Annotated in this window: 16 protein-coding genes and 2 pseudogenes; 8 read left to right on the top strand and 10 right to left on the bottom strand. The window is 70.7% G+C overall.

What is annotated here, in order from left to right:
- A pseudogene (locus AB0D10_RS44525) lies at window positions 1-92 on the top strand (nuclear transport factor 2 family protein); the annotation flags it as partial.
- A 106-nt stretch (window positions 93-198) separates the two neighbouring features.
- Window positions 199-1,671, top strand: a complete 1,473-nt coding sequence (locus AB0D10_RS44520; RefSeq protein ID WP_360268274.1) for an FAD-dependent monooxygenase — start codon at window positions 199-201, stop codon at window positions 1,669-1,671.
- A 405-nt stretch (window positions 1,672-2,076) separates the two neighbouring features.
- Here the strand turns inward: AB0D10_RS44520 and AB0D10_RS44515 are convergent, their stop codons facing one another.
- The gene (locus AB0D10_RS44515) at window positions 2,077-2,358 is read right to left on the bottom strand and encodes a hypothetical protein (RefSeq protein ID WP_360268271.1); all 282 of its coding nucleotides are present in this window, start codon (window positions 2,356-2,358) and stop codon (window positions 2,077-2,079) included.
- A gap of 617 nt (window positions 2,359-2,975) precedes the next feature.
- Between AB0D10_RS44515 and AB0D10_RS44510 the strand changes: the two genes are divergently transcribed.
- The 3 genes and pseudogenes from AB0D10_RS44510 to AB0D10_RS44500 form a co-directional block, all read left to right on the top strand.
- Window positions 2,976-3,389: a hypothetical protein gene (locus AB0D10_RS44510; protein ID WP_360268268.1), complete on the top strand. Its 414-nt coding sequence runs from the start codon at window positions 2,976-2,978 to the stop codon at window positions 3,387-3,389.
- 1 nt (window position 3,390) lies between these two features.
- The gene (locus tag AB0D10_RS44505; RefSeq protein ID WP_360268265.1) at window positions 3,391-3,816 is read left to right on the top strand and encodes a hypothetical protein; all 426 of its coding nucleotides are present in this window, start codon (window positions 3,391-3,393) and stop codon (window positions 3,814-3,816) included.
- A gap of 977 nt (window positions 3,817-4,793) precedes the next feature.
- A pseudogene (locus tag AB0D10_RS44500) lies at window positions 4,794-5,054 on the top strand (S24 family peptidase); the annotation flags it as partial.
- 120 nt (window positions 5,055-5,174) lie between these two features.
- Here the strand turns inward: AB0D10_RS44500 and AB0D10_RS44495 are convergent.
- Complete coding sequence (locus AB0D10_RS44495; protein ID WP_360268262.1) at window positions 5,175-6,041, bottom strand: methyltransferase domain-containing protein; 867 nt, start codon at window positions 6,039-6,041, stop codon at window positions 5,175-5,177.
- 92 nt (window positions 6,042-6,133) lie between these two features.
- On the opposite strand from AB0D10_RS44495, the gene AB0D10_RS44490 reads away from it, so the two are divergent.
- On the top strand, window positions 6,134-6,742 hold the full coding sequence (locus AB0D10_RS44490; protein ID WP_360268259.1) for a TetR/AcrR family transcriptional regulator: 609 nt from the start codon (window positions 6,134-6,136) through the stop codon (window positions 6,740-6,742).
- 266 nt (window positions 6,743-7,008) lie between these two features.
- Window positions 7,009-7,932 (top strand): hypothetical protein, encoded by a 924-nt coding sequence (locus AB0D10_RS44485; RefSeq protein ID WP_360268257.1) that lies wholly within the window; start codon window positions 7,009-7,011, stop codon window positions 7,930-7,932.
- A gap of 542 nt (window positions 7,933-8,474) precedes the next feature.
- Here AB0D10_RS44485 and AB0D10_RS44480 read toward each other — a convergent pair.
- From AB0D10_RS44480 to AB0D10_RS44460, 5 genes are all read right to left on the bottom strand, one after another.
- On the bottom strand, window positions 8,475-9,173 hold the full coding sequence (locus tag AB0D10_RS44480; RefSeq protein WP_360268254.1) for a restriction endonuclease: 699 nt from the start codon (window positions 9,171-9,173) through the stop codon (window positions 8,475-8,477).
- Between the two features lie 60 nt (window positions 9,174-9,233).
- Window positions 9,234-9,434, bottom strand: a complete 201-nt coding sequence (locus AB0D10_RS44475) for a hypothetical protein (protein ID WP_360268252.1) — start codon at window positions 9,432-9,434, stop codon at window positions 9,234-9,236.
- A gap of 315 nt (window positions 9,435-9,749) precedes the next feature.
- Window positions 9,750-10,661: a hypothetical protein gene (locus AB0D10_RS44470; RefSeq protein ID WP_360268250.1), complete on the bottom strand. Its 912-nt coding sequence runs from the start codon at window positions 10,659-10,661 to the stop codon at window positions 9,750-9,752.
- A gap of 152 nt (window positions 10,662-10,813) precedes the next feature.
- The gene (locus tag AB0D10_RS44465) at window positions 10,814-13,321 is read right to left on the bottom strand and encodes a hypothetical protein (protein ID WP_360268247.1); all 2,508 of its coding nucleotides are present in this window, start codon (window positions 13,319-13,321) and stop codon (window positions 10,814-10,816) included.
- Window positions 13,322-13,330: 9 nt separating this feature from the next.
- Window positions 13,331-13,678 (bottom strand): helix-turn-helix transcriptional regulator, encoded by a 348-nt coding sequence (locus AB0D10_RS44460; protein WP_360268244.1) that lies wholly within the window; start codon window positions 13,676-13,678, stop codon window positions 13,331-13,333.
- 426 nt (window positions 13,679-14,104) lie between these two features.
- Here AB0D10_RS44460 and AB0D10_RS44455 point away from each other — a divergent pair, with 426 nt between their 5' ends.
- Window positions 14,105-14,659 (top strand): SMI1/KNR4 family protein, encoded by a 555-nt coding sequence (locus AB0D10_RS44455; RefSeq protein WP_360268242.1) that lies wholly within the window; start codon window positions 14,105-14,107, stop codon window positions 14,657-14,659.
- A gap of 104 nt (window positions 14,660-14,763) precedes the next feature.
- On the opposite strand, the gene AB0D10_RS44450 is transcribed toward AB0D10_RS44455, so the two are convergent.
- Genes AB0D10_RS44450 through AB0D10_RS44440 form a run of 3 tightly spaced genes read right to left on the bottom strand, consistent with a single transcriptional unit; the run spans window position 14,764 to window position 18,549 of the window.
- The gene (locus AB0D10_RS44450) at window positions 14,764-15,198 is read right to left on the bottom strand and encodes a DUF6262 family protein (RefSeq protein WP_360268239.1); all 435 of its coding nucleotides are present in this window, start codon (window positions 15,196-15,198) and stop codon (window positions 14,764-14,766) included.
- Window positions 15,188-17,386 carry a site-specific integrase gene (locus AB0D10_RS44445; protein WP_360268236.1) on the bottom strand — a complete coding sequence of 733 codons (2,199 nt, stop codon included), beginning with the start codon at window positions 17,384-17,386 and terminating at the stop codon, window positions 15,188-15,190. Before AB0D10_RS44445 ends, AB0D10_RS44450 begins: the two co-directional genes overlap by 11 nt.
- A gap of 53 nt (window positions 17,387-17,439) precedes the next feature.
- A complete protein-coding gene (locus tag AB0D10_RS44440; protein ID WP_360268233.1) occupies window positions 17,440-18,549 on the bottom strand; it encodes a tyrosine-type recombinase/integrase in 1,110 nt (369 codons plus the stop codon).
- Window positions 18,550-18,717 lie beyond the last annotated feature (168 nt).

Below are 18,717 nucleotides of genomic sequence, written 5' to 3'. Positions count from 1 at the left end.
TCGCCCCCGACGGCCGCTTCCGCCGCATCGAGGAGACCACCCTCATGCTCGAAGGCGCCGACGGCGACCGGAACCTCGGCAGCGCCCGCTGAGCCACGTCGTCCACCCGACGCCACGACGTCGTCCGGGCCCAGCCCGTGGGCGCGCCGTCGTCGTGGCGCATCGTCCATCGTCCCAACCCCGAGAGGGAGTGTTGTCATGCTCGACGTGCTCATCGCCGGGGCCGGCCCGGTCGGGCTCTGGCTGGCCGCGGAGTTGCGCCTGCACGGTGTGGAGGTGACCGTCGTGGAACGCAGACCGGCACCGGACGGACGGTCGCGCGCTGTCGGCATGCAGGCCGGCACCCTGGACACCTTCGCCACCCGCGGACTCGCACAGCGGTTCATCGAACGCGGCACCCCGGTCCCTACCGGCCACTTCGGCGCGGCGACCACCCGGCTCGACTTCTCCACGGTCGGCGCGGTGCACCCGTTCATGCTGGCGCTCGGTCAGTCCGTCACCGAACAGCTCCTGGAGGAGCACGCGATCGCCGTGGGCGCGCGGGTGCTGCGCGGGGAGGAGGTCGTCTCCCTCACCCAGGACGCGGACGCCGTCGAGGCCGTGATCCGCTCCGGCGGCACCCACCGGACCGTGCAGGCCCGCTGGGTGGTCGGCTGCGACGGCACCCGCAGCGCGGTGCGCCACGCGGCCGGTATCGGCTTCCCCGGCCAGGACACCACGATGACCGGGTGGCTCGCCGACGTCGAACTCGACGATCCGCCCACCGCCCCGCTCGCCGCCAGCGGGCCGGCCGGTTCGTTCCTGGCGGCTCCGATCGGCGACGGCGTCCACCGGCTGGCGGGCCTGTCCACCGCCACCGTGCACCGCGGCGCCGGCGAACCGCTGACCCTGGAGGAGGTGCGCGAGCAGACCCGCACGCTCGTGGGACGCGACCTCGGCATCCGCAACCCCCGCTGGCTGTCGCGCTACGGCAACGCCACCCGCCAGGCCACGCGGTACCGGGCCGGACGGGTGCTGGTGGCGGGGGACGCGGCGCACATGTTCTTCCCGGCCGGTGGCCAGGGCATGAACCTCGGCATCCAGGACGCCACCAACCTGGGCTGGAAGCTGGCCGCCACCCTCCAGGGCCGGGCCCCCGACGGTTTGCTCGACAGCTACGACACGGAGCGCCGGCCGGCCGCCCGCGCCGTCATCGACAACACCCGGGCGCAACTCGCCCTGTTCGCCGCAGCGAGCCCGGAGCAGATCGCGCTGCGCGAGGTCTGGTCCGCAGCGCTGGCCGAACCACGGACCAACCGGCAGTGGGCCCGTCGGATCGCCGGCTTCGACGACCCGCTCCCCGCCGGCACCGCACCCGGCACGCACCCGCTGATCGGCACACGGCTGGCCGGCCTCGCCCTGGACGCGCCCGACGCACCCACCGCCCACCCGCTGATGCATCACGGCCGGTTGCTGCTGCTGGACCTCGACGGGACGCGGACGCCGTGTTCCGTGAGCGGTCTGGAGCAGCGGGCAGCCACCGTCCGCACCGAGGCCGCGCATCCGATCTGGCGGGACGTCACCGCGGTCCTGATCCGGCCGGACGCCCGGATCGCCTGGGTCGGCACCGACACCGACCCGCAACGCCGGGCCGCCGACTGCCTCACCACCCTGCGCACCCTGTGCCGCTGAACCCCGCTCGGTGAGCCCACCCGCCGGTCCCGGCCGGGCGCCCCCCTCGCACCACGGCACGGTCTCCGCCGCCGGGGCACGCTCAGGCGACCGACGGCGCCGACCTGGCCCGCTGGTCGGACGGAGCGGCGGGGCGGACGAGTCGCACACCATGGACGGCTGCCGCGCGCCCGCCCCGAATCCGGCGTCCGTCCTCGCCGCCCCGAGGGCGGGGCGGGTGAGCGCGCGGTGGCCGCCGCCGGAGGATCTCCACGATCAGGTGTCCGTCGCCGCCGCCGTACAGGGGGTGTCCGGCGGGGCGGAGGCGTTCGGTGGCCGTGACCGGCAGGGCGTCGACCGTGCCGGTGGGCCCGCGCAGCCACAACAGGTAGCACGGTTCGGTGCGCGCCGGGGAGGCGTCCGCGATCAGCGGCTGACCGGGGTGAAGCCGAGGATCCAGCCCAGCACACGGGCGGCACCCAACGCGTGTTCCCGCTCCGGGGGGCGCCCGGTGTCGCGGAAGGCCTCGATGGCCGCACGTTCCTCCGCCGTGAGGTCCCGGTCGGCCGGCGGCGACCCGACGGTGCGGCCGGTCACCGGAGCCGGAACGGCCGGGTCGAGGACCCACCGGCAGGAGGCGAGTCCTCCTGCCGGCTGCGCGGGCGCGCAGCCGGCACGCCGGGCGAGTTCGGCGGCCCCGGCCGCCACCTCCTCACGGGAACTTGTGCCTTCGGGCCGCACCCTGAGCGCCGACTCGCAGTCGCCTCAACCACTTCGTCGACGGTCATACCGAACCGGAGCGGTCCCACACCGACAGGTGGCGAAATGGAGCATTCGTCCCATTCGATGACTTCGAAATCGGCTCTGGTCCTGAACGCCATGGTCGCTCCTTCAGAGACACCTGAGATTCGGCCAGGCCTTCGAAAAGGAGCCGGGTGAGGCACCCTCGACCAGGGCGGTGCCGTCTGACCACCCGTCGACGTCCGCCTCGCCGCCGTGCTCGTCGGCGACCGGCTCGGTTCACTCGGAACCTCGGTCACCGACACCGCCCGCGAAGTCGGCCGCCACCGGTTCGGCGCAGGAGGTTTGGCGCCGGAGGTTTGGCGCGGGAGCGTACTTGACCCACTGGGGCGCGCAGGCTCCGGTCGTCTCGTAGTCGCGTTTGAGTGGGATGAGGAGCACAACGTGCTTTACGGCATAGGTCTGTGACGCTGTGGGGAACCGGAAGCGGGATTTCTTCTTGTGCTGAACATGATGCGCGCTCGTGGCCGCTGCACCAGACTCCGCCGTGGCGCCCCCGAGGGCCGGGGGCGGACGGGAGAACCATGCGAGTCACGAAGCGCCTGGCCGCGAGCGGAGCGACCGTCGGGTTGCTCGCCGCCGGCCTGGTGGGCTTAACCGGGACGAGCGCGCAAGCCTACAGCGGCTGCCAGGAGCTCGACAGCTACAACGGCGCGCGGGTCAACGTCTGCGCGTCCCGGGTCAATCCGTGGGACGTGACGCTGCACTACGACGTCATCCGGCGGGGGAGCACCGACGAGCGCGTCTGGTTCACGCTCTACACGCCGGGCTGCGGGAAGGGCACCTACACGGATGTCTCGGGGAACGACTACTCCGAGCCATCGAAGAACTTCGAGGTGGTGTGTGCGGCTTCGCAGATCACCTGGGCTACCGGCTGGATCTCCGAATCGGGCGGTAACACGTCTGTCGGCGGCGTCGGCGACACCTGGAGCTGGTGACATGGCGATCGTGAAGAGGCTTGCTTCGGTGGGCGCGGCGTTGGGTCTGGCCGCCGCGGGCGTCGTCGGGCTCGGAGCAGGCCCGGCGCAGGCCGCGCAGCACTGCACCACGCTCAGCACCACGCACGGTGCGCGGATCTCCATGTGCGCCAACGAGATCAACGCGAACTACCTCCAGATGACCTACAACCTGCTTCAGCGCGGGGACACGGACGAGCGCGCGTGGTTCATGGTCATCTCGCAGTGCGGGCAGTACCCGGGCGCGGAGGGGTCCAGCTACGACTGGATCTCCTACAACGACTACGAGCGCACCTACGACACCCCTGAGAAGTGGTGCGGGGTGGCGAACGGAGGCTTCGGCGTCGTGGTCAAGGTCACCGAGTCGGGGAACATCTCGGACTACCAGGGGGCCGTGACCCTTCTCTGATCCCCGGACAGCATCAGCAACCCCCGGTGTCTCGTCGGGGGCCGCAGGCGTGGTCGGCCCGCCCGGTGGCCAGCGAGTGGGCCGACCACATCGGCTAGGTGCAGGTGTCGAGCATGTCGGCACACTGAGTCCTGCCGCGGACCGGACGGTAGGCCACCCGGCGCCTACAGCTCCGTCCATCCGCACGGCCTCCCGCCCCGGCTGCTGAGCGGGTGCCAGATCGGCGCGGCCGGGCCGATCCGGACAGCTATGGGGACAGTTACGGCCGTCCCGGCCGGTCCGTCGGCTGGGGACCGGCGGTTCGAGCGCAAGGAGTTGCCGCGCGATTTCGAGCGTGTTGACCGGTCCTGGCCGCCGATCACGGCAGTGACGGCCAAGAGAAGTGTTTCTGTGGCCATCCACGACTCGCGGAGCCTTCGAAGGGCTTCCCTGGCATAGCGTCGGCGGCGCGTCGCCGGCAGGAAGCCAGCTGTGCCGACCCACATCCAACCGGTTCACCCCTCGTCACCATCAATCCGGCGAACGGATGCGGTCACAGCACCCGGACGCTGTCCTTGTTCCGTTCCGCAGGCCGGTTCGCCGAGACTTCCTCGTGATTCTGTGCCCGTTTCGCGCAGGTCTGGCGGATTGTGCGTACACCGTTCTGCGTTGGCGTCCTCGTTGGTTCGGGGCGGTGAGGCTGACGTCATGCTGTCCGGCGGTCTGCGGACCGTATCGGGGGGATGGGGGAGGACCATGGGTAGCGATGGTGCCGGGGCCGGGTTCGGTTAGGCGGGACGTTCTCCGGCGGACCGGACCAGACCAAGCGCCAGTTCACCATCGACGTCCGCTGAGCCGCCTCCACATCCTGCTCCCGTGGCCGCCGAGCAGACCCGCGAGGCGGCGACCGCCAGATGTGTCGAGCAGCGACGCCGGCCTGGCCCGCACCGCCCTGCGCGCCGCCCGCCAGGCCGCCCGCGCGAACGGCACTGTTCCCGCTGTTTGCCCTGGAAGTCCGCGGCGACTCCATGACCGGCGCCGCCATCACCGACGGGGACACCGTTGTCATCCGCCGCCGGCCCGTCGGCGAGAACGGCGACATCGTGGCTGCGATGATCGACGGCGAGGCCACTGTCAAACGCCTCAAGCGCGACGGCGCCCGGACCCGGCATATGCCGCACAACCCCGCCTACGAGCCCATCGACGGCGAAAACGCCACCATCCTCGGCAAGGTCGTCGCGGTCCTGCGCCGCCTTTGACGGAGATTGCGGCCCGGTGGATCGGCTCCGAGGCTTCCGGTCGGCCGAGCGGCCCGGGGCCGGGGCGTTGCCGCGGCGATATCCCGGTCTGCCGGATATCGGCCGGCACGGCCGACCGGGTCAGGGACGGGCGGCGGTGACCAGCCAGGCAGAGGTGCGGAGCTGGACGCCGCCGGGCCCTTCGTACCCGGCGAGTGCGCTGGTCAGCGCGTCCCGGACCTGCCCGGCCGCGCTGGGGCCGTCGGTGCCGGCGGGACCGAGGAGACTCGCCAGGTGCCGCACCGGGCCCGAGCCCAGCAGGTGGTCGGCAGCGTCATCGATGTCGCGACCGAATTGTCCCTGGGCCTCGACGGGTTCGGCCCGCACGTCGGTGAAGGCTGCCCCGGCGAGGACCTGGTGGATCACCGCGGGGTCGGCGAGCGAGAACATCCCCGGCCCCGAGGGGATGCTGACGCCCTGCGCGGGGAGTTGCAGCACGGCGCGTACCGCGTCGAAGACCTGTACCCATTCGGTCCGGGCCGGGTCGGCCATACAGACGAACGCGATCCGGCCGCCCGGGCGCAGGGCCCGGCCGATGTTGCCGAACGCCGCGACCGGGTCCTCGAAGAACATGATCCCGAAGCGGCTGATCGCGACGTCGAAGCCGGCGGTCGGCAGCGGGTGGATCTGCGCGTCGCCTTGCTCGAACGCGATCCGGTCGATGCCCTCCTCGGCGGCGAGGGCGCGGGCCCGGGCGAGCATCGGGGCGGAGAGGTCCAGACCCAGGGCCGACCCCGGCGTTGCCGCCAGGGCAGCGAGCCGGGTGGTCTGGCCGGCGCCGCAGCCCACGTCCAGCACGCGGTCTGCGGGGCGGATTCCGGCCGCCTCCAGAAGCGGGGCGTCGAACCCCTCGTTGACCGCGTTCCAGCGGTCGTGGCGATCGCTCCAGTGCCGGCCCTCGTCGCCGTTCCAGGCCTCGGACTGCCGGGTGTTGACGAGCTGACGCATGAGATCACTCCTGTCGGACAGCTAGTATGGGCATGTGCCCATACGAAGGTATGGGCACATGCCCATACATGCAACCCTGCCAGGAGGGCCTGATGTCACCACGCGGTGTAGCGATCGTCGATGTGCGGGAACGGCTCTTCGCGGCGGCCGAGCGCGTGCTGGCCCGGGAGGGGACCGCAGGCCTGACCAACCGTGCGGTCACCGCAGAGGCGGACTGCGCGAAGGGCCTGCTGTACAACCACTTCGCCGACCTGGACGACTTCATCGCGCAACTGGTCCTGGACCGCTTCGAGCGGCTCGCCGCCGAGGTTCGCCCCCTCCCGGAGCAGGCCGGACACGGCGACGTACGGGAGAACCTGTTCCGCGTGGCGCTCGCCATGCTCGGCACGCAGGGGCCGGCGCTCACGGCGACGGCGATGTCCAGGCAGGTGGTGGTGGAGCGGGTGCGGCAGGCCTGGGAGGCCGGGGCCCCTGGACCCAGTGCGGTCGAGGACGCGCTCGCCCGCTACCTGGAGGCAGAGCAACGGCTCGGCAGGATCCCCGCACACGCCGACTGCGGAATGCTCGCCCTCGCCCTCGCCGGAACGGTCCACCACCTGCGCATGCACGGCAGCACCCAGTCCGATGACAACCCCCGGCTGATCCACCGCCTGGTCGCCGCGCTCATCGCCGGACCGGACGCACCGGCCCCCTCGGCTTGACAGCCCCTGGCACAGGCGCAGCCGGCAGCGGTGCACCCGCCGCACACCGGATGCCGACGTGCGAGACGGACGGCCGTCTCGGTCGCTGCGAGCCAGCCCGGGACGTGCGCCACCGCCCACCGGCGACGCTGCGAGCGCCGGCCACGCTGCCCCGTGCAGGGAACGCCGGCTCGCCGCTCGCTGTCCGCCGACCGGCCGTATCCGGCCCCGCGGCAGGCCCGGACGGCTGCACCCTGAAAGGTATGAGCCCCCGGGGATCCGCACAGGTGAGGTTGCCGCACGTCGAGCCGATGCTTGCGACGGCCGGACCGCTGCCGTCCGGACCCGGCTGGATCGGAGAGGTGGAGTGGGACGGGGTGCGGTGCGTGGCCTACGTGCCCGAGGCCGCGCCGGTGCGGCTGGTCGGCCGTCACGGCACGGACTTCACCGACCGGTTCCCGGAGGTGGCCGAGGCACTGACGGTGCGCGGCCCGCTTGTCCTGGACGGCGAGCTCGTGGTCATGCGCGGCGGCCGACCCTCCTTCGCGGCCCTTCAGAGCCGCGTCCACCGCACCCGTCCCGCAGCGGTACGGGCCGCGGCAGCGGCCGCCCCCGCCGTGTTCGTGGCGTTCGACCTCCTGCACACCGGGGAGCGGTCACTGCTCGCGGAGCCCTACGCGCGCCGGCGCGAACTACTGGAGGGCCTGGAGCTGGAACGGCCCGGCCTGCGGGTCCCGCCGGTGTGGGATTCGGTCGCCGAGGCCTACGGCTGGACACGGGAACACACGCTGGAAGGCGTCATCGCCAAACGCTCCGACTCCCCCTACCGGCCGGGCACGCGCTCCCGGGACTGGGTCAAGATCAAACACCTGAGGACCGCCGACGTCGTGATCGGCGGCTGGCTGCCCGGCGGCCCCGGTGAAGCCTCGGTCCACGCCGTCCTGGCCGGCGTCCCACTCGAAGCCGAAGGCCGGCTGACGTTCGTCGGCTCGGTCGGCAGCGGATTCACCGGTGCGGAACGCCGCGCCCTGGCGGCCGTCCTGCGACGCCTCGACACCCCGCTGTCCCCCTTCACCGCCGCCGGGCTGGGACTGCCGCGCGGCACCGTGGTCCGGTTCGTCCGACCCGAACTGCGAGCCGAGGTCGAGTTCCTCGAACTCACCGACGCCGGCCGGCTCCGGCAGCCGGTGTGGCGGGGTCTGCGCGGCTGATCGCGGCGCGGCCGGGAGCGGTGGTCGCGACAAAACCGGGAGCCCGTGCTACCGGAGCGGTCGAACGGCGGTTCCCGGCAAAGCCCCTGGGCTGGCGTGGGGCCGTCAGCCGGGAAGCCGTACCACCTCCCTTGCCGCCGTCGCCGCCGTCCCGTCCGCACCGGCTGTGTCCGCTCCCGCAGCTGCGGTCCGCGCTGCATGGCTGCCTGGCTGCCGGCCTTGGTTCGGCCGGGCGGTGGCGGGTGCTGTCGGATCTGGTCCAGCGAGCACCTCACCCCGGGCGGCCTGGTCGTGCGGACCGTCTGGCACGAGTTTGTCCGTCCGGCCTGGGCACGGCGGTGACCACCAGCACGGGGAACGGGCCGGGCCGGGGCGGGCGGGAGACGGCTGCGACCTGTGGTGCCAAGGAGCCTGATGTGCCCCGGAGTCAGGCCCGGCATCATCCGGCGAGGGCGCGGTGTTCGTCGGTGGGACACCGCGCGCGCCGGCCGACAGCACGTAACAGGGAGGCCAGGCCCGGACGGCAGTGCCGGCTGTCCCGGTCAGTTCTGTCGGCCGTTGCGGGGGTGGGGGATGTGGGGCAGGAGGTTCCACAGGGGGCGGCCGTCGGCGGCCCAGCGGGCGAGGGTGGTGCGGTCGACGAGGTGGATGCCCTGCTCGGTTCCCCAGCGGTGGGCCTCGCGGGAGAAACGGCCGTTGGTCACGACGACGGCGAGCTGGGCGTGGTGGGCGCGCTGGTAGGTTCCGGCGAGCGCGTACAGGACTCCGACTCCCACCGGCTTGCCGCCGATCGGGTCCCGTTTGTGCTTGCACTGCACGGCCCAGCGCCGTCCCGTCGGATCCTCGGCGAGCACGTCCACGCTCTGGTCGTTCGCCCTCCCGACCTTGCGCGCACGGCAGCCGTCGCGCTCCAGCAGGTCGCGCACCGCGAACTCGAACGCGTCCGGGGTCATGTGGTCGATCCCGCCCGGGCCGCCGAGCGCCAGGCGCAGCCGGGCGGCGCGCAGCCGGTCCTCGCGGGCGGCCAGGGCCCGGCTCCGCAGGACGACTACGGCGGCGGCGCCGGCCGTGAGGGCGACGGCGACCGGGATCCACCAGTTCGCGGCCAGCCACCGCAGGACGGCGGCCGCGGCACTGAAGGCCAGAAGTGTCAGGAGTCCGTAGGCGAGCCAGGTCGCGTCGTCGCGTCGTGCGGGTCCGCGTCCTCGGCGTCGTCGTGCCGGCGGCCTGCGGCTAGCCATGCGCTGCTCGGGGCCTGATCACGTGGGTGTCCTTCCTACGGGCCGTCGTAGCGGGAGGGGTCAGTGGGTGGCTTCGACGGCGATGCCGACGAGCTGGAGGATGGCGTGGCCCCAGGCGGTGGCGGCGATCAGGACGCCGAAGGTGACGGCGGTGAAGACGGTGAACGCCTCGTCGGTGCGGCTGCGGGCCTCGGTGCGGCGCCGGAGTCGGATGATGATGAGGATCGCGAGGAACGCCGTCGCGCTGATCGTGTACTGCACTGCTCACCCCGGCCCGATATTTGACTCTGTGTGAGGCTTCGTTCATCCGGAGCCTGCTGCATTCGGGTGAGCATGCCAGAGCGGCCACCTCGGCGGGGTCGGTTCTCTGAAATTGGCCGGGCGCGAACGAGCGCGAGTTCGCGGTCGTCCGCTTCGTGCGCCGGGCTTCGCGCGAAGCCACCTGTACGGAGCCCTCGGCGTCCGGGGGGCGCGTCTACTTCTTATTGGTAACTACGGCGATCGCAACATGCGGAATGGGCTGGCCTGGGCAGTGAACCGCTGATGGGCAGCTCTGTGTTGGTATCGAGCCGACCTTCAGCGTCCCCTGGCGATGTCCTCGTCTATCGGCTCTTCATCATCGACGTAGTCGTAGGGGTCCTCCTCCAAGAGGACGTCTTCGTCCAGATCGCCCAGGTGGACGAGGAGGCTGCCGCCCACTTCGAGGTCGCACGCCGCGCAATGAAATCCATAGGGAGTGACGTAAACCCCTTCCAAGCCAGCGCCGCCGTGGGTGTAGACGCTCACCTCGCCAGCCACCCACCCCTGAGACCCGCAGGCCGGGCACTCCTTCGGGGCCTCCTTGACTGCAGTGATCATCGGCTGACTGGTGATCGCGGCCAGAACGACATCCCGCTCTTTGCCTGACATGTGTCCGAACCGCTGTGCGAACATCGCGCGGGCTTTAACCAGTAGAGCTTCTGCCGTAATACGTTCCCTTCGGACCTGTTCGTCGACAAGCTTGTCATGCAGGACTAGATATGGACCCCAGTAGCCACTGGGTTCAATTTTCAGTTCTTCGAGGATCGGATCGACCAGGCGCAGGCAAATCGTGAATACGGCCGCAGATTGCGCCGAGTCATGTATCGCGCTGTGGGCGACTCCGTTACGGGCATCCGCCAGAGGCTCGAGAGCCTTCTTGTCAATCGGGATCTTTCGCGGAAAGAGCTTCAGGACCCGCTCATGTGCCTCGGCGAGGCCGATGGTCCTGAGCTTGGTCAACGGAGTGGCGTGGACACCCAGGCCCGTGGCATGCAGCAGGGAGTCGAAGTGCCGACCATCAACGATCAACGCCGGATGGAGTCCAGCAAGGTACGCCTTGAGCAGGTGTTCGGTCGCGACGCCAGCATGGTGAACGGCGAAGTCGTAACTGTCGGGGCCCTCGACGAAGGCAGCGAGGGCGGCCTCCATCCATCTCTGGGACGAACGTTTCAATTGCTCTGCATCCATGGCCGAAACCATAAGACCATTGAGCCGCCATCCGCCCGAAGTTTTACCAGTGTGCCCCGGACTCAGCTGACGGTCGCTAAAGATGGACTGCTGATGACGGTTGTCAGCCTGCACTTCTGCGCAGAGCCCGACAGCGTAGGTTGCGGTAGAGGTCAGCGGCGGGTGAGGTCTGCGGCGTACTCGGTGCCGGAACCCGTGGCTTCGCGCTGCCAGGTGTCGGCGGTGTTCTGGTGGAAGCCCAGCAGCCGGCTGACGACGACGGCGGGTAGTTCGGCCGCGAGGTCCATGAGGGCTGTGTTCCGGGCTGCCCGGGGATGGATGCCGATCCCGCGCAGGCGGTGGGCAAGGTGCTCGGGGCTCATCGGGCGGCCGGCCAGGCCGCCGGGGAACAGCCAGTTCGACTCCTGGAGGGGTGTCGCGGCTGCTCGGCCGGTGCGTCGCTGAACGAGGACGCGGATTAGGTCGTCGAGAGGTGGCGGCAGGTCGACCGGTGTCCGGCCGAGCTGGAGCGTGACCTTGTCGCCGTGGTCGGTGACCTGGTCGGTTCGCAGGATGCTGATCCGGCTGGGCGGTTGGGCGAGCAGGAGAAGAAGGAGACCTGCCGCGCGGTCCACGACGTCGAGCGTGTCATCCCCGACCAGGCGTTGGACCTGGGACCAGCGGTGGTCCTGGGCGATCACGGCGAGGGTGAAGTCGCCTCGGTACCAAGGTGCTTGGAGTCCGTTGGCGTGGCCGCGGCGGCTGGCCCAGAGCAGGAAGTTGCGAACGAGCACTCGCTGGACCGGGCCTTCGGCGAGCCAGGCGTCGACGTGGTCCTGGGTGGCAGTGCCCAGCGCGGCGCCCTGCTGCTCGAGCCACTCCAGGAGACGCACGACGTTCCGGACCTCGTGCCGTACGGCGATGGCCCGGCCCGCGGTGACGGGCTGGCCTTCCGGTAGACGGCGGAGGCGGCGCAAGTGGTACCAGGTCGCGAAGCTGCGAAGGGCCTTCCGATCGTCGGGGTTCGCGACGCGGGTGTAGGTCCTCGCCAGCCACGACTCCAGATCGGCGAGCCGCTCGTCGCGAGCGGGCAGGGCCCCGCCGGCGACGAGGGCGGAGCGCACGGTCTTGACGGCCTTGGGTGGGCCGAGCCGGTCCAGCTCCGCATGGGTGACCGGACCGGAACCCGCGGCCAGCTGGCCGAGCAGTCGGCGGGACGTCGTCGAAGGACGGGTCCACCGCAGAACAGCGAGAGGAGGAAGAACGTGGAGAAGCGCATGGAAGACCGGTTCGACCTCGGCGCGCATCGTGCCGGTGTCGCCGCCCAGCGCGGCGTGAAGGGCGCGAGGGGCGCTGCAGGCCACGCACAGGCCGTGGTGGAAGAGCTTCTCCGCGGTCCCGCACTCGCTGCACGGTCGGCGGGCGACCGGGTGCTTGGACCAGCAGCCCTCGCAGAGCGGTTCGTTGTCAGGCGTCCGGCCGTGCACGACGCGGGTGTTACCGCAGGTGTGGCAGGGTACTCGCGGCTGCCCGCAGGGCTTGCACAAGGGCCGGCCGTCCGGGGTGCGGTAGTTGGCGCGCCGCTCGGTGCCGCACCGGCTGCAGGTCTTCGGCTTTTGGGCTCGGGTCGAGCAGGAGCCGCAGATCGGGGTGCTGGTCTGAGCGTGGTGGACCGGCTTCGACCGACCGCAGACGGAACAGGTGGCGATCGGCTTCTCGGAACAGCGCCGGCACAGGATGCCGTCTGCGGTGCGCTGGACGGGGCGTCCGGCGGTGCCGCATCGGATGCAGGTCTGGTGGTGGAAGGCGTCGTGGCCACGGCACGACGTGCACAGCGGGGCGCCGTCGAACGTGCGGGCGGCCACCCAGGTGCTGCGTCCGCAGGCCGAGCACGGTTCGGCGCGGGCCTTGCGCCAGCAGTTCTTGCAGCAGCGCATGCCGTCGCGGTCGAGGGACCGCGCGGGGCGGAGCTTGCAGAAGGGGCACAGCGGCTCGCTCAGTCCGGCCGCGCCGCGATCAGCGAGGGCCTTTACCAGCAGAAGGGTCTTGGGCGGGCCGGTGACGGCGTGTTCGGTCAACAGGTCGGGTTGGTCCTCCAGCGCCCACAGGAGACGGAGCTGGCCGTGGCGGCTCGGGACGGCTTCGCGTATCGCCTCCGCGGCGGTGTCGAAGGTCAGCCCGATCGGCAGGGCCGCGACGTGCTCGCTGAGCTCGGTGAAGACGTCCCGGTCCGGCTCGGGCAGGTGGCGCCGGCAGCGCGGCTGGTCGTTCCGGTCGCGGACGGCGAAGTTGGTGCCACCGCAGATCACGCACGGGTTAGCGAGCGCGATCAGCCGCCCCTTGCACGGCGTGCAGATCCGCTGGTCACCGTTGCGGGCGGGAAGCGGGCGTTCCTTCTGGCAACGACTGCACCGGGGCAGGCGCAGGTGGCGGGCTCCATGGTCGATCAGCGCGCGGATCAGGTGCTCGATGCTCCTGGGGCCCTCGGCCCGGGCGGAGGTCAGCAGCTCGGGGTCGGCGTCCAGTGCCTCGGCGAGCTGGCGCCGGTCGGGTCGGCGCCGCACGGCGGCGACCAAGACGGCCTCGACGTCGGCGGCCGGCAGTTGGGGATCGGCCGTCAGGACGGCTTCGACGATGACGCGCTCGGGCTCGGCCGCGAACTGCGGCAGGTGGTCGGCCACGGAATCCGCCTACTCGGAGACGATGCGGGCCCGGCGGGGCCTGAACTCGCCGACTCCGGACGGTCCGTCGCTCGAGCCCGTGGCCGAGCCAGCCGCTGCCGCCTTGCGGCGCCCGGTGCTGGCCGCAGCGACGGGCTCGATCAGCTCGTCCGTCGTGCAGCCGAGGATGTCCAGGAGGGCCATCAGCGTCTTCAGGCTCAGCCGCTCCGGCCGCTCGACCACCAGGCGGTAGGTCTGGCTGGGCGACAGGTCGATCCCGCGTTCGGCCAGCGGCTGGCGCAGGTCGGTAGTGGAGAACATGCCGCGGGTGGCCATCACCTCTCGCAGGTGCCAGCGGTAGTCCAGCTTTGCCGTCACGTCGATTCCCTACTGTCCGTTGCGCAGAGCGCGGTCCAGGACCGTGCGCATCATCGTGTTCATGAAGTCGCCGCTGACGCCGGTGTAGAGGGCCGTCGTCGAGGCGTAGCGGTGGCCGACCTGATCCTGGATTATCTTGGGTTCGCTTGTTCGGCGGGCTGTTGACCTGGATGTTTGCGTCGCGGTGGTTGTCCGTGACGTAGCGGATGCAGGCACTGGGAGTCCTTTCAGCACGGGCCGATCGTTATTGACCTGGGATGTCCGCGTACTCGTTGAGGTGCTCAGCCAAGTACGGATGAACGTGCTCAGCTCGGACCGGTCGGCCGGCCGTATTGCCGGGCCTGATGCGAGGGCGGGCGCCGTTCTGTCGGTCCGTGGCGGCAGGATGCTTCCAGCACCAATGGGACACGGCAGATGGGGGCGGTCATGCCAGCAACGGCGCTGGACAAGTTGAGAGATCGGCTTGGCAAGCCGGAGTGGTGGGGCCAGGCGCGGCCGGAGTTGTGGCAAGCGTCGGAGGCCTACCTGGGCCTGGCCCTGCCGACCGATTACAAGGCGTTTCTGGACCTCTTCGGGCCCGGCGCCGTAGACGGATACGTGCGGTTGGACCGGCCGATGGACGGCAGCCACGAGGAGGCGGAGCGGCTCTGGCACCAGGGGTGGCAGGGAATGAATGACCCCGAACTGTACCCATGGCCGTTCCATCCCGAGGAGGGCGGTCTGATCAACTGGGGGCACGACGAGCAGGGCAACACGTACTACTTCCTCGCCGTGGAACCGGACCCGGACGACTGGCGCATCATCGTCTGGAGCGAGATCGGAGAGTGGTTCGAGACCGCCGGCACCTTCACCGAGTTCCTGCTGCGATGCTTCGAGCGGGTGGACCGCCCGCCGTTCATCGACCGCAGCTGGCCCGGGAAGGACGCCCGGTATCACCGGAGTACGGCGGGCAACCAGCCCAGCGGAGCAGAGGCGCGCTGACGAGCGGCGCCAGCGCGCGCCAGAGAGCCCACCAGCGGCGCCTGCGTCACCCCCGGGCAGGCCCCCAGAACCGAGCACGTTCACTCGTACCTGGCTGGGCACATTCATGTGCACGCCGATATGGGATCGCTCGCGCCTGCCTGGGGCGGGCTGGTGCGAGTTGTCGCGGCGCGTTGTTCGCCGAGTGCGCGGGCGAGTTGCTCGCGAAGTTGCTGGTTCTCCTCGGTGAGGCGCCGGATGCGGGCGTTGGCGGCTTCGAGGCGTCGCCGCAAGGAAGCGTCGGAGGTGCGCTGACGTGCAGGAACCGGGGCACTGGGGTCGCGGCGGTGTGCTGCCCGCAGCCGCTCGATCTCCTCTCGCAGGTCCGGCTGGGCATAGAGCCAGGACCGGGACACTGCGGCCCGCTTCGCGACAGTCTCGAAGGTCACCGGCTCGCCCGCCAGGTTGAGGGAGCGGAGGGCCTGGACGGCCTTGGCGCGGGTGTACTCGCTGCGGCGACGGGCGGCGTCGACGATGTGCTGGCTGTTGTCAGCTCGCATCGGCAGTCGCCTCCGGCTGTCCGAGGTCGTCTTCCAAGCTGGTGATGATCTTCTCCAGATTGCCGAGGACCTGGCGGTTCATTTCGACCACGCGGGCTTGGCCGCGGGTCTCGGCGGCGGAGACGATCTGCAGCAGCTGCTGCTTCTGCTCGCGGTGCTGCGGCAGGAACTCGGGGGTCGTGACGAACATCGGGCACGTCAGACACGCGTTGGCATGCGGACAGGTCCGTTGCACCGGCAGGCCGCAGTAGCCGTTGGGCAGGGACTGGGTCACGCGCCCGAGCCGCTGCTTGGCCCAGGTGGCCTCGGCCAGAGGGCCGTCGGGATCGACGGTGACGCTCTCGCCCTTGATGTTGACCTTGCGGGCCTTCTCCCAGTGCCGGCGGACCGTGGAGTCGTGCAGCCGGGCATAGTGGGCAGTCATCTCGCCCGAAGAGTGATCGAGAAGGACGCGTACGACTTCCTGCGGGACGTCCCGGTTGATCAGCCTGGTTCCAAAAGTGTGGCGCCATTGATGGGGCGTCAGATGGACCGGTCGGCCGTGTTCGTCCTGGACGTCGCATCGCTCCAGCCAGCGGTCGAGCTGGCCGCGATAGGAGTGCGTGGTCAGTGGCCGAGTGCCGTCCGGGTTCATCCGGGGCGCCGGGAACAGCCACCGGCTGCCGCCGGGCCAACGCTCAAGGACGCGCTGCTGCTGGGCGGCGATCTCGCCCTCGACCTCCTCGTCGATGGGGACCAGGGCTTCGCGTTTCATCTTCCGGTTGAGGTAGCGCAGGTAGGCGGCGCCGTCGGCGTCCCGGATGATGCAGTCAAAGGCCAGGTGGCAGGCGTCGCCGACCCGCAGCCCGCAGTGTATGAGGATCAAGGTCAGGACCCGGCCGTCGGGGGTGTGCCAGCGGTCGAGGTTGGCGCTCTGTTCGACCTGGGCCATCACGTGCTCGGCCAGAGCCCGAGGCAGCCGCTTGTCAGGGCGGGGGAAGTCATCGGGGTAGAAGGTCGCGTTCGCCGGGAGGCCCTGGTCCCAGCCGTGGCGGCGCACGGCATGGAAGAAGGCGTTCAGCGAGCTGATGTCCCGGCTGCGGGAATGCGTTGAGCGTGGGTCGAGGGCCAGGTCGGCGAGGTAGCGTTCGAGCACGGCCCGATCCACGCGGGCCGGCTCGTCGGCGGCAACCCGGGGGTCGGCCAGGAAGCCGGAGAACCGGTTGAGGGCCAGGATGTCGATGACGGCCTGGTTGACGCTGCGGCCGACGCTCAGCCGCCACCGCACGAACCGTTTGGCCAGCTCGCATAGCCACGGCTGGAGGATGCGGTCGAACCGCAGCCGGGCCCGGGTGCCCTCGATGCCGAGCCGGCGCAGTTCCCACACATCACGCGGGAACTCGCTCTCCCAGCCGCTGCCGTGGGTGAGGTCCTCCAGGTGCGTGTACGCGTAGCGCAGGAAGGCCAGCTGCCCGTTCTGGCTGTGGCTGGAGCCGCGTCCGGTGGCGTAGTACTCGCTCCACCGCTCCATCGGCCACTCCAGCAACGACGCGGTGCCGCTGGCGGCGACCAGCCGGATCACGGGGGCGACGGCCGAGCTGTGGGTGTTGACCTGCCGCTCGTCGTGACGGCACTGGAGGGCGTATTGCAGCTCCAGCCGCAGCTGCCGTTTCCCGCCAAGCGGCCGGAAGTCGAACCGGTCGTCCCCGGCGGCCTCGCAGCGGCGCACGAACTCCTCGGTCTCGGGCCTGCCGATGGCCTGCCACCGGGAGGTGTGGTTGTGGCAGAACGCCGATTTCCCCTGGGCCCACAAGGTGCAGAACGACAGCCGGCAGACCCGCTGGCCGCTGTCCTCGACAGTTGGCAGGCCGGCTACCCACGTTCTCTTGTCGGGCTGCTGGCCCGCTCGTTCCCAAAATCCGTGGTGGCGCACGCACAGGCCCTGCCGGGCCGCTCCGAAGCGGCATCCGGCGACTGCGCACGCCGTCAGTTCCGACCGCCCGATCGGATCGGGCCCGGGATCGGCGATGAAGGCTTCGACGTCCGGTTTCCCTCGCCGCTGCCAGCGGTAGTAGTGGCCCCGGCAGAGCTGGCGGGTGCGGGGCTGGCGCGGGCATCCAGGAACCCGGCACGAGCCCAGCCCGAAGATCAGTTCACCGGGCGCGGGGATGAATACGTCCACGCGGAATTCCGGCCGGACGGCGGCCATCAGTTTGCCGAGCAGGCCGGCTCCGGGGGCCGGAGTGGCAGGCATCGCGTCGTTCACCAGCGCACCTCGCGGCCGGTCAGGAATCCGGCGGCCTCCAGGGCCCGGCGGGCGTCCTCCACGGACAAGTGACCGTAAATGTCGTGCGTGGTGGCGATCGAGGAATGTCCGAGCAACGTGCTGACCACTTCGATCGGCACCCCCTGCCGCAGAAGCAGGGTGGCCCGGGTGTGCCGGAACCAGTGGGGATCGAAGTCGAACCCGACCTCGCGCCGCAGCCGCAGCACCAGGTCGTAGACGGAGGCGTAGGTCAGCGGGCGCCCGTAGGAGCCGCCCCACAGGTTGACGAACATGTAGTCGCTGTCCAGGTCGCCGTACTCACCGTGCAGGTAGTCGGCGTAGAGCCGCACGATCTCGGGACCGACGGGAACGGTGCGGGGCGAGGCTGACTTGGCCCGTGCCCGGTTGTCGTTGACGCGCGGCGTCACGGTCAACTCGCCTTCCGCCACAGCCAGATCCTCGTGTCGCAGGCCCAGGGCCTCGCCGATCCGGATCCCCGTCTCCCACAGGAGCGCGAACAGGAACCGGTCCCGCAGTCGGGTGCAGGCGTCCAGGATCGCCTGGGCCTGGGTGGCGGTCAGGAGCGTCGGATGCGTGCGGGGCGTCTTCAGCTTGATCGTGCGGCGGCGCTCGGGCTGGCCGCCGGCCAGGTGATACAGGAACGGCTTCCAGCCCGTGCGCCGGGCCCGGACCGGCTGCAGCTCGGTGACGAGATCACCAAGATCCACACCATGGCGTGCGTGGAAGACGTACAGGCCGCTGACCGCGGACAGCTTCCGGTTGACCGTGGTCACCCCGCAGTGATGCTCCGCCGAGGGCAGCAACGTGACACCGCCGTCGCGGCCCGCGGGAGGCAGCCGGAGCCACGCGACGAACTCGCCCAGGTCCTCCAGCCGGACCTCGCGCCAGTCCAGGCCACGTCGGCCGAGGAAGACGAACCAGTCCTTCAGATCGTGGGCGTATGCCTTGATCGTGTTCGGTGACCGCTCGATCGCCGTCAGGTAGGCCAGGTACCGCTCGATCGGCTCGACTATGCCGCCCTCGTCGCCGAGTACCGTCCACGACTCAAGCGGCGAGTCGGGCATCAGCACCCGTTGCACCAGCATCAAACCTCCCGGGGAACTGCGTGGTGGACGGCGGTAGATACTGACATCAGCTCTTTGGGGTGATGGATCTGCTGTTTCGCTGAGGGACGGTCACCTGCCGCTGTAGACCGTCTGGCATGCGATATGCGGATGGGGGCGGGCTGACAGCGAAGGCACGTCAGCGCCGTG

Origin of the sequence: Kitasatospora sp. NPDC048545 (assembly GCF_040651155.1) — a bacterium.
In the GTDB taxonomy this organism is placed as follows: domain Bacteria; phylum Actinomycetota; class Actinomycetes; order Streptomycetales; family Streptomycetaceae; genus Kitasatospora.
This window is presented reverse-complemented; position numbering and strand designations above follow the sequence as displayed.

Bases quoted from the DNA above. Each gene is read 5' to 3' on its own strand.
- AB0D10_RS44505 (WP_360268265.1), top strand. From the start codon at position 3,391: ATGGCGATCGTGAAGAGGCTTGCTTCGGTGGGCGCGGCGTTGGGTCTG.
- AB0D10_RS44510 (WP_360268268.1), top strand. From the start codon at position 2,976: ATGCGAGTCACGAAGCGCCTGGCCGCGAGCGGAGCGACCGTCGGGTTG.
- AB0D10_RS44440 (WP_360268233.1), bottom strand. From the start codon at position 18,549: ATGCTGGTGCAACGGGTGCTGATGCCCGACTCGCCGCTTGAGTCGTGG.
- AB0D10_RS44470 (WP_360268250.1), bottom strand. From the start codon at position 10,661: ATGGATGCAGAGCAATTGAAACGTTCGTCCCAGAGATGGATGGAGGCC.
- AB0D10_RS44450 (WP_360268239.1), bottom strand. From the start codon at position 15,198: ATGCGAGCTGACAACAGCCAGCACATCGTCGACGCCGCCCGTCGCCGC.
- AB0D10_RS44490 (WP_360268259.1), top strand. From the start codon at position 6,134: ATGTCACCACGCGGTGTAGCGATCGTCGATGTGCGGGAACGGCTCTTC.
- AB0D10_RS44445 (WP_360268236.1), bottom strand. From the start codon at position 17,386: ATGGCCGCCGTCCGGCCGGAATTCCGCGTGGACGTATTCATCCCCGCG.
- AB0D10_RS44520 (WP_360268274.1), top strand. From the start codon at position 199: ATGCTCGACGTGCTCATCGCCGGGGCCGGCCCGGTCGGGCTCTGGCTG.
- AB0D10_RS44480 (WP_360268254.1), bottom strand. From the start codon at position 9,173: ATGGCTAGCCGCAGGCCGCCGGCACGACGACGCCGAGGACGCGGACCC.
- AB0D10_RS44455 (WP_360268242.1), top strand. From the start codon at position 14,105: ATGCCAGCAACGGCGCTGGACAAGTTGAGAGATCGGCTTGGCAAGCCG.
- AB0D10_RS44495 (WP_360268262.1), bottom strand. From the start codon at position 6,041: ATGCGTCAGCTCGTCAACACCCGGCAGTCCGAGGCCTGGAACGGCGAC.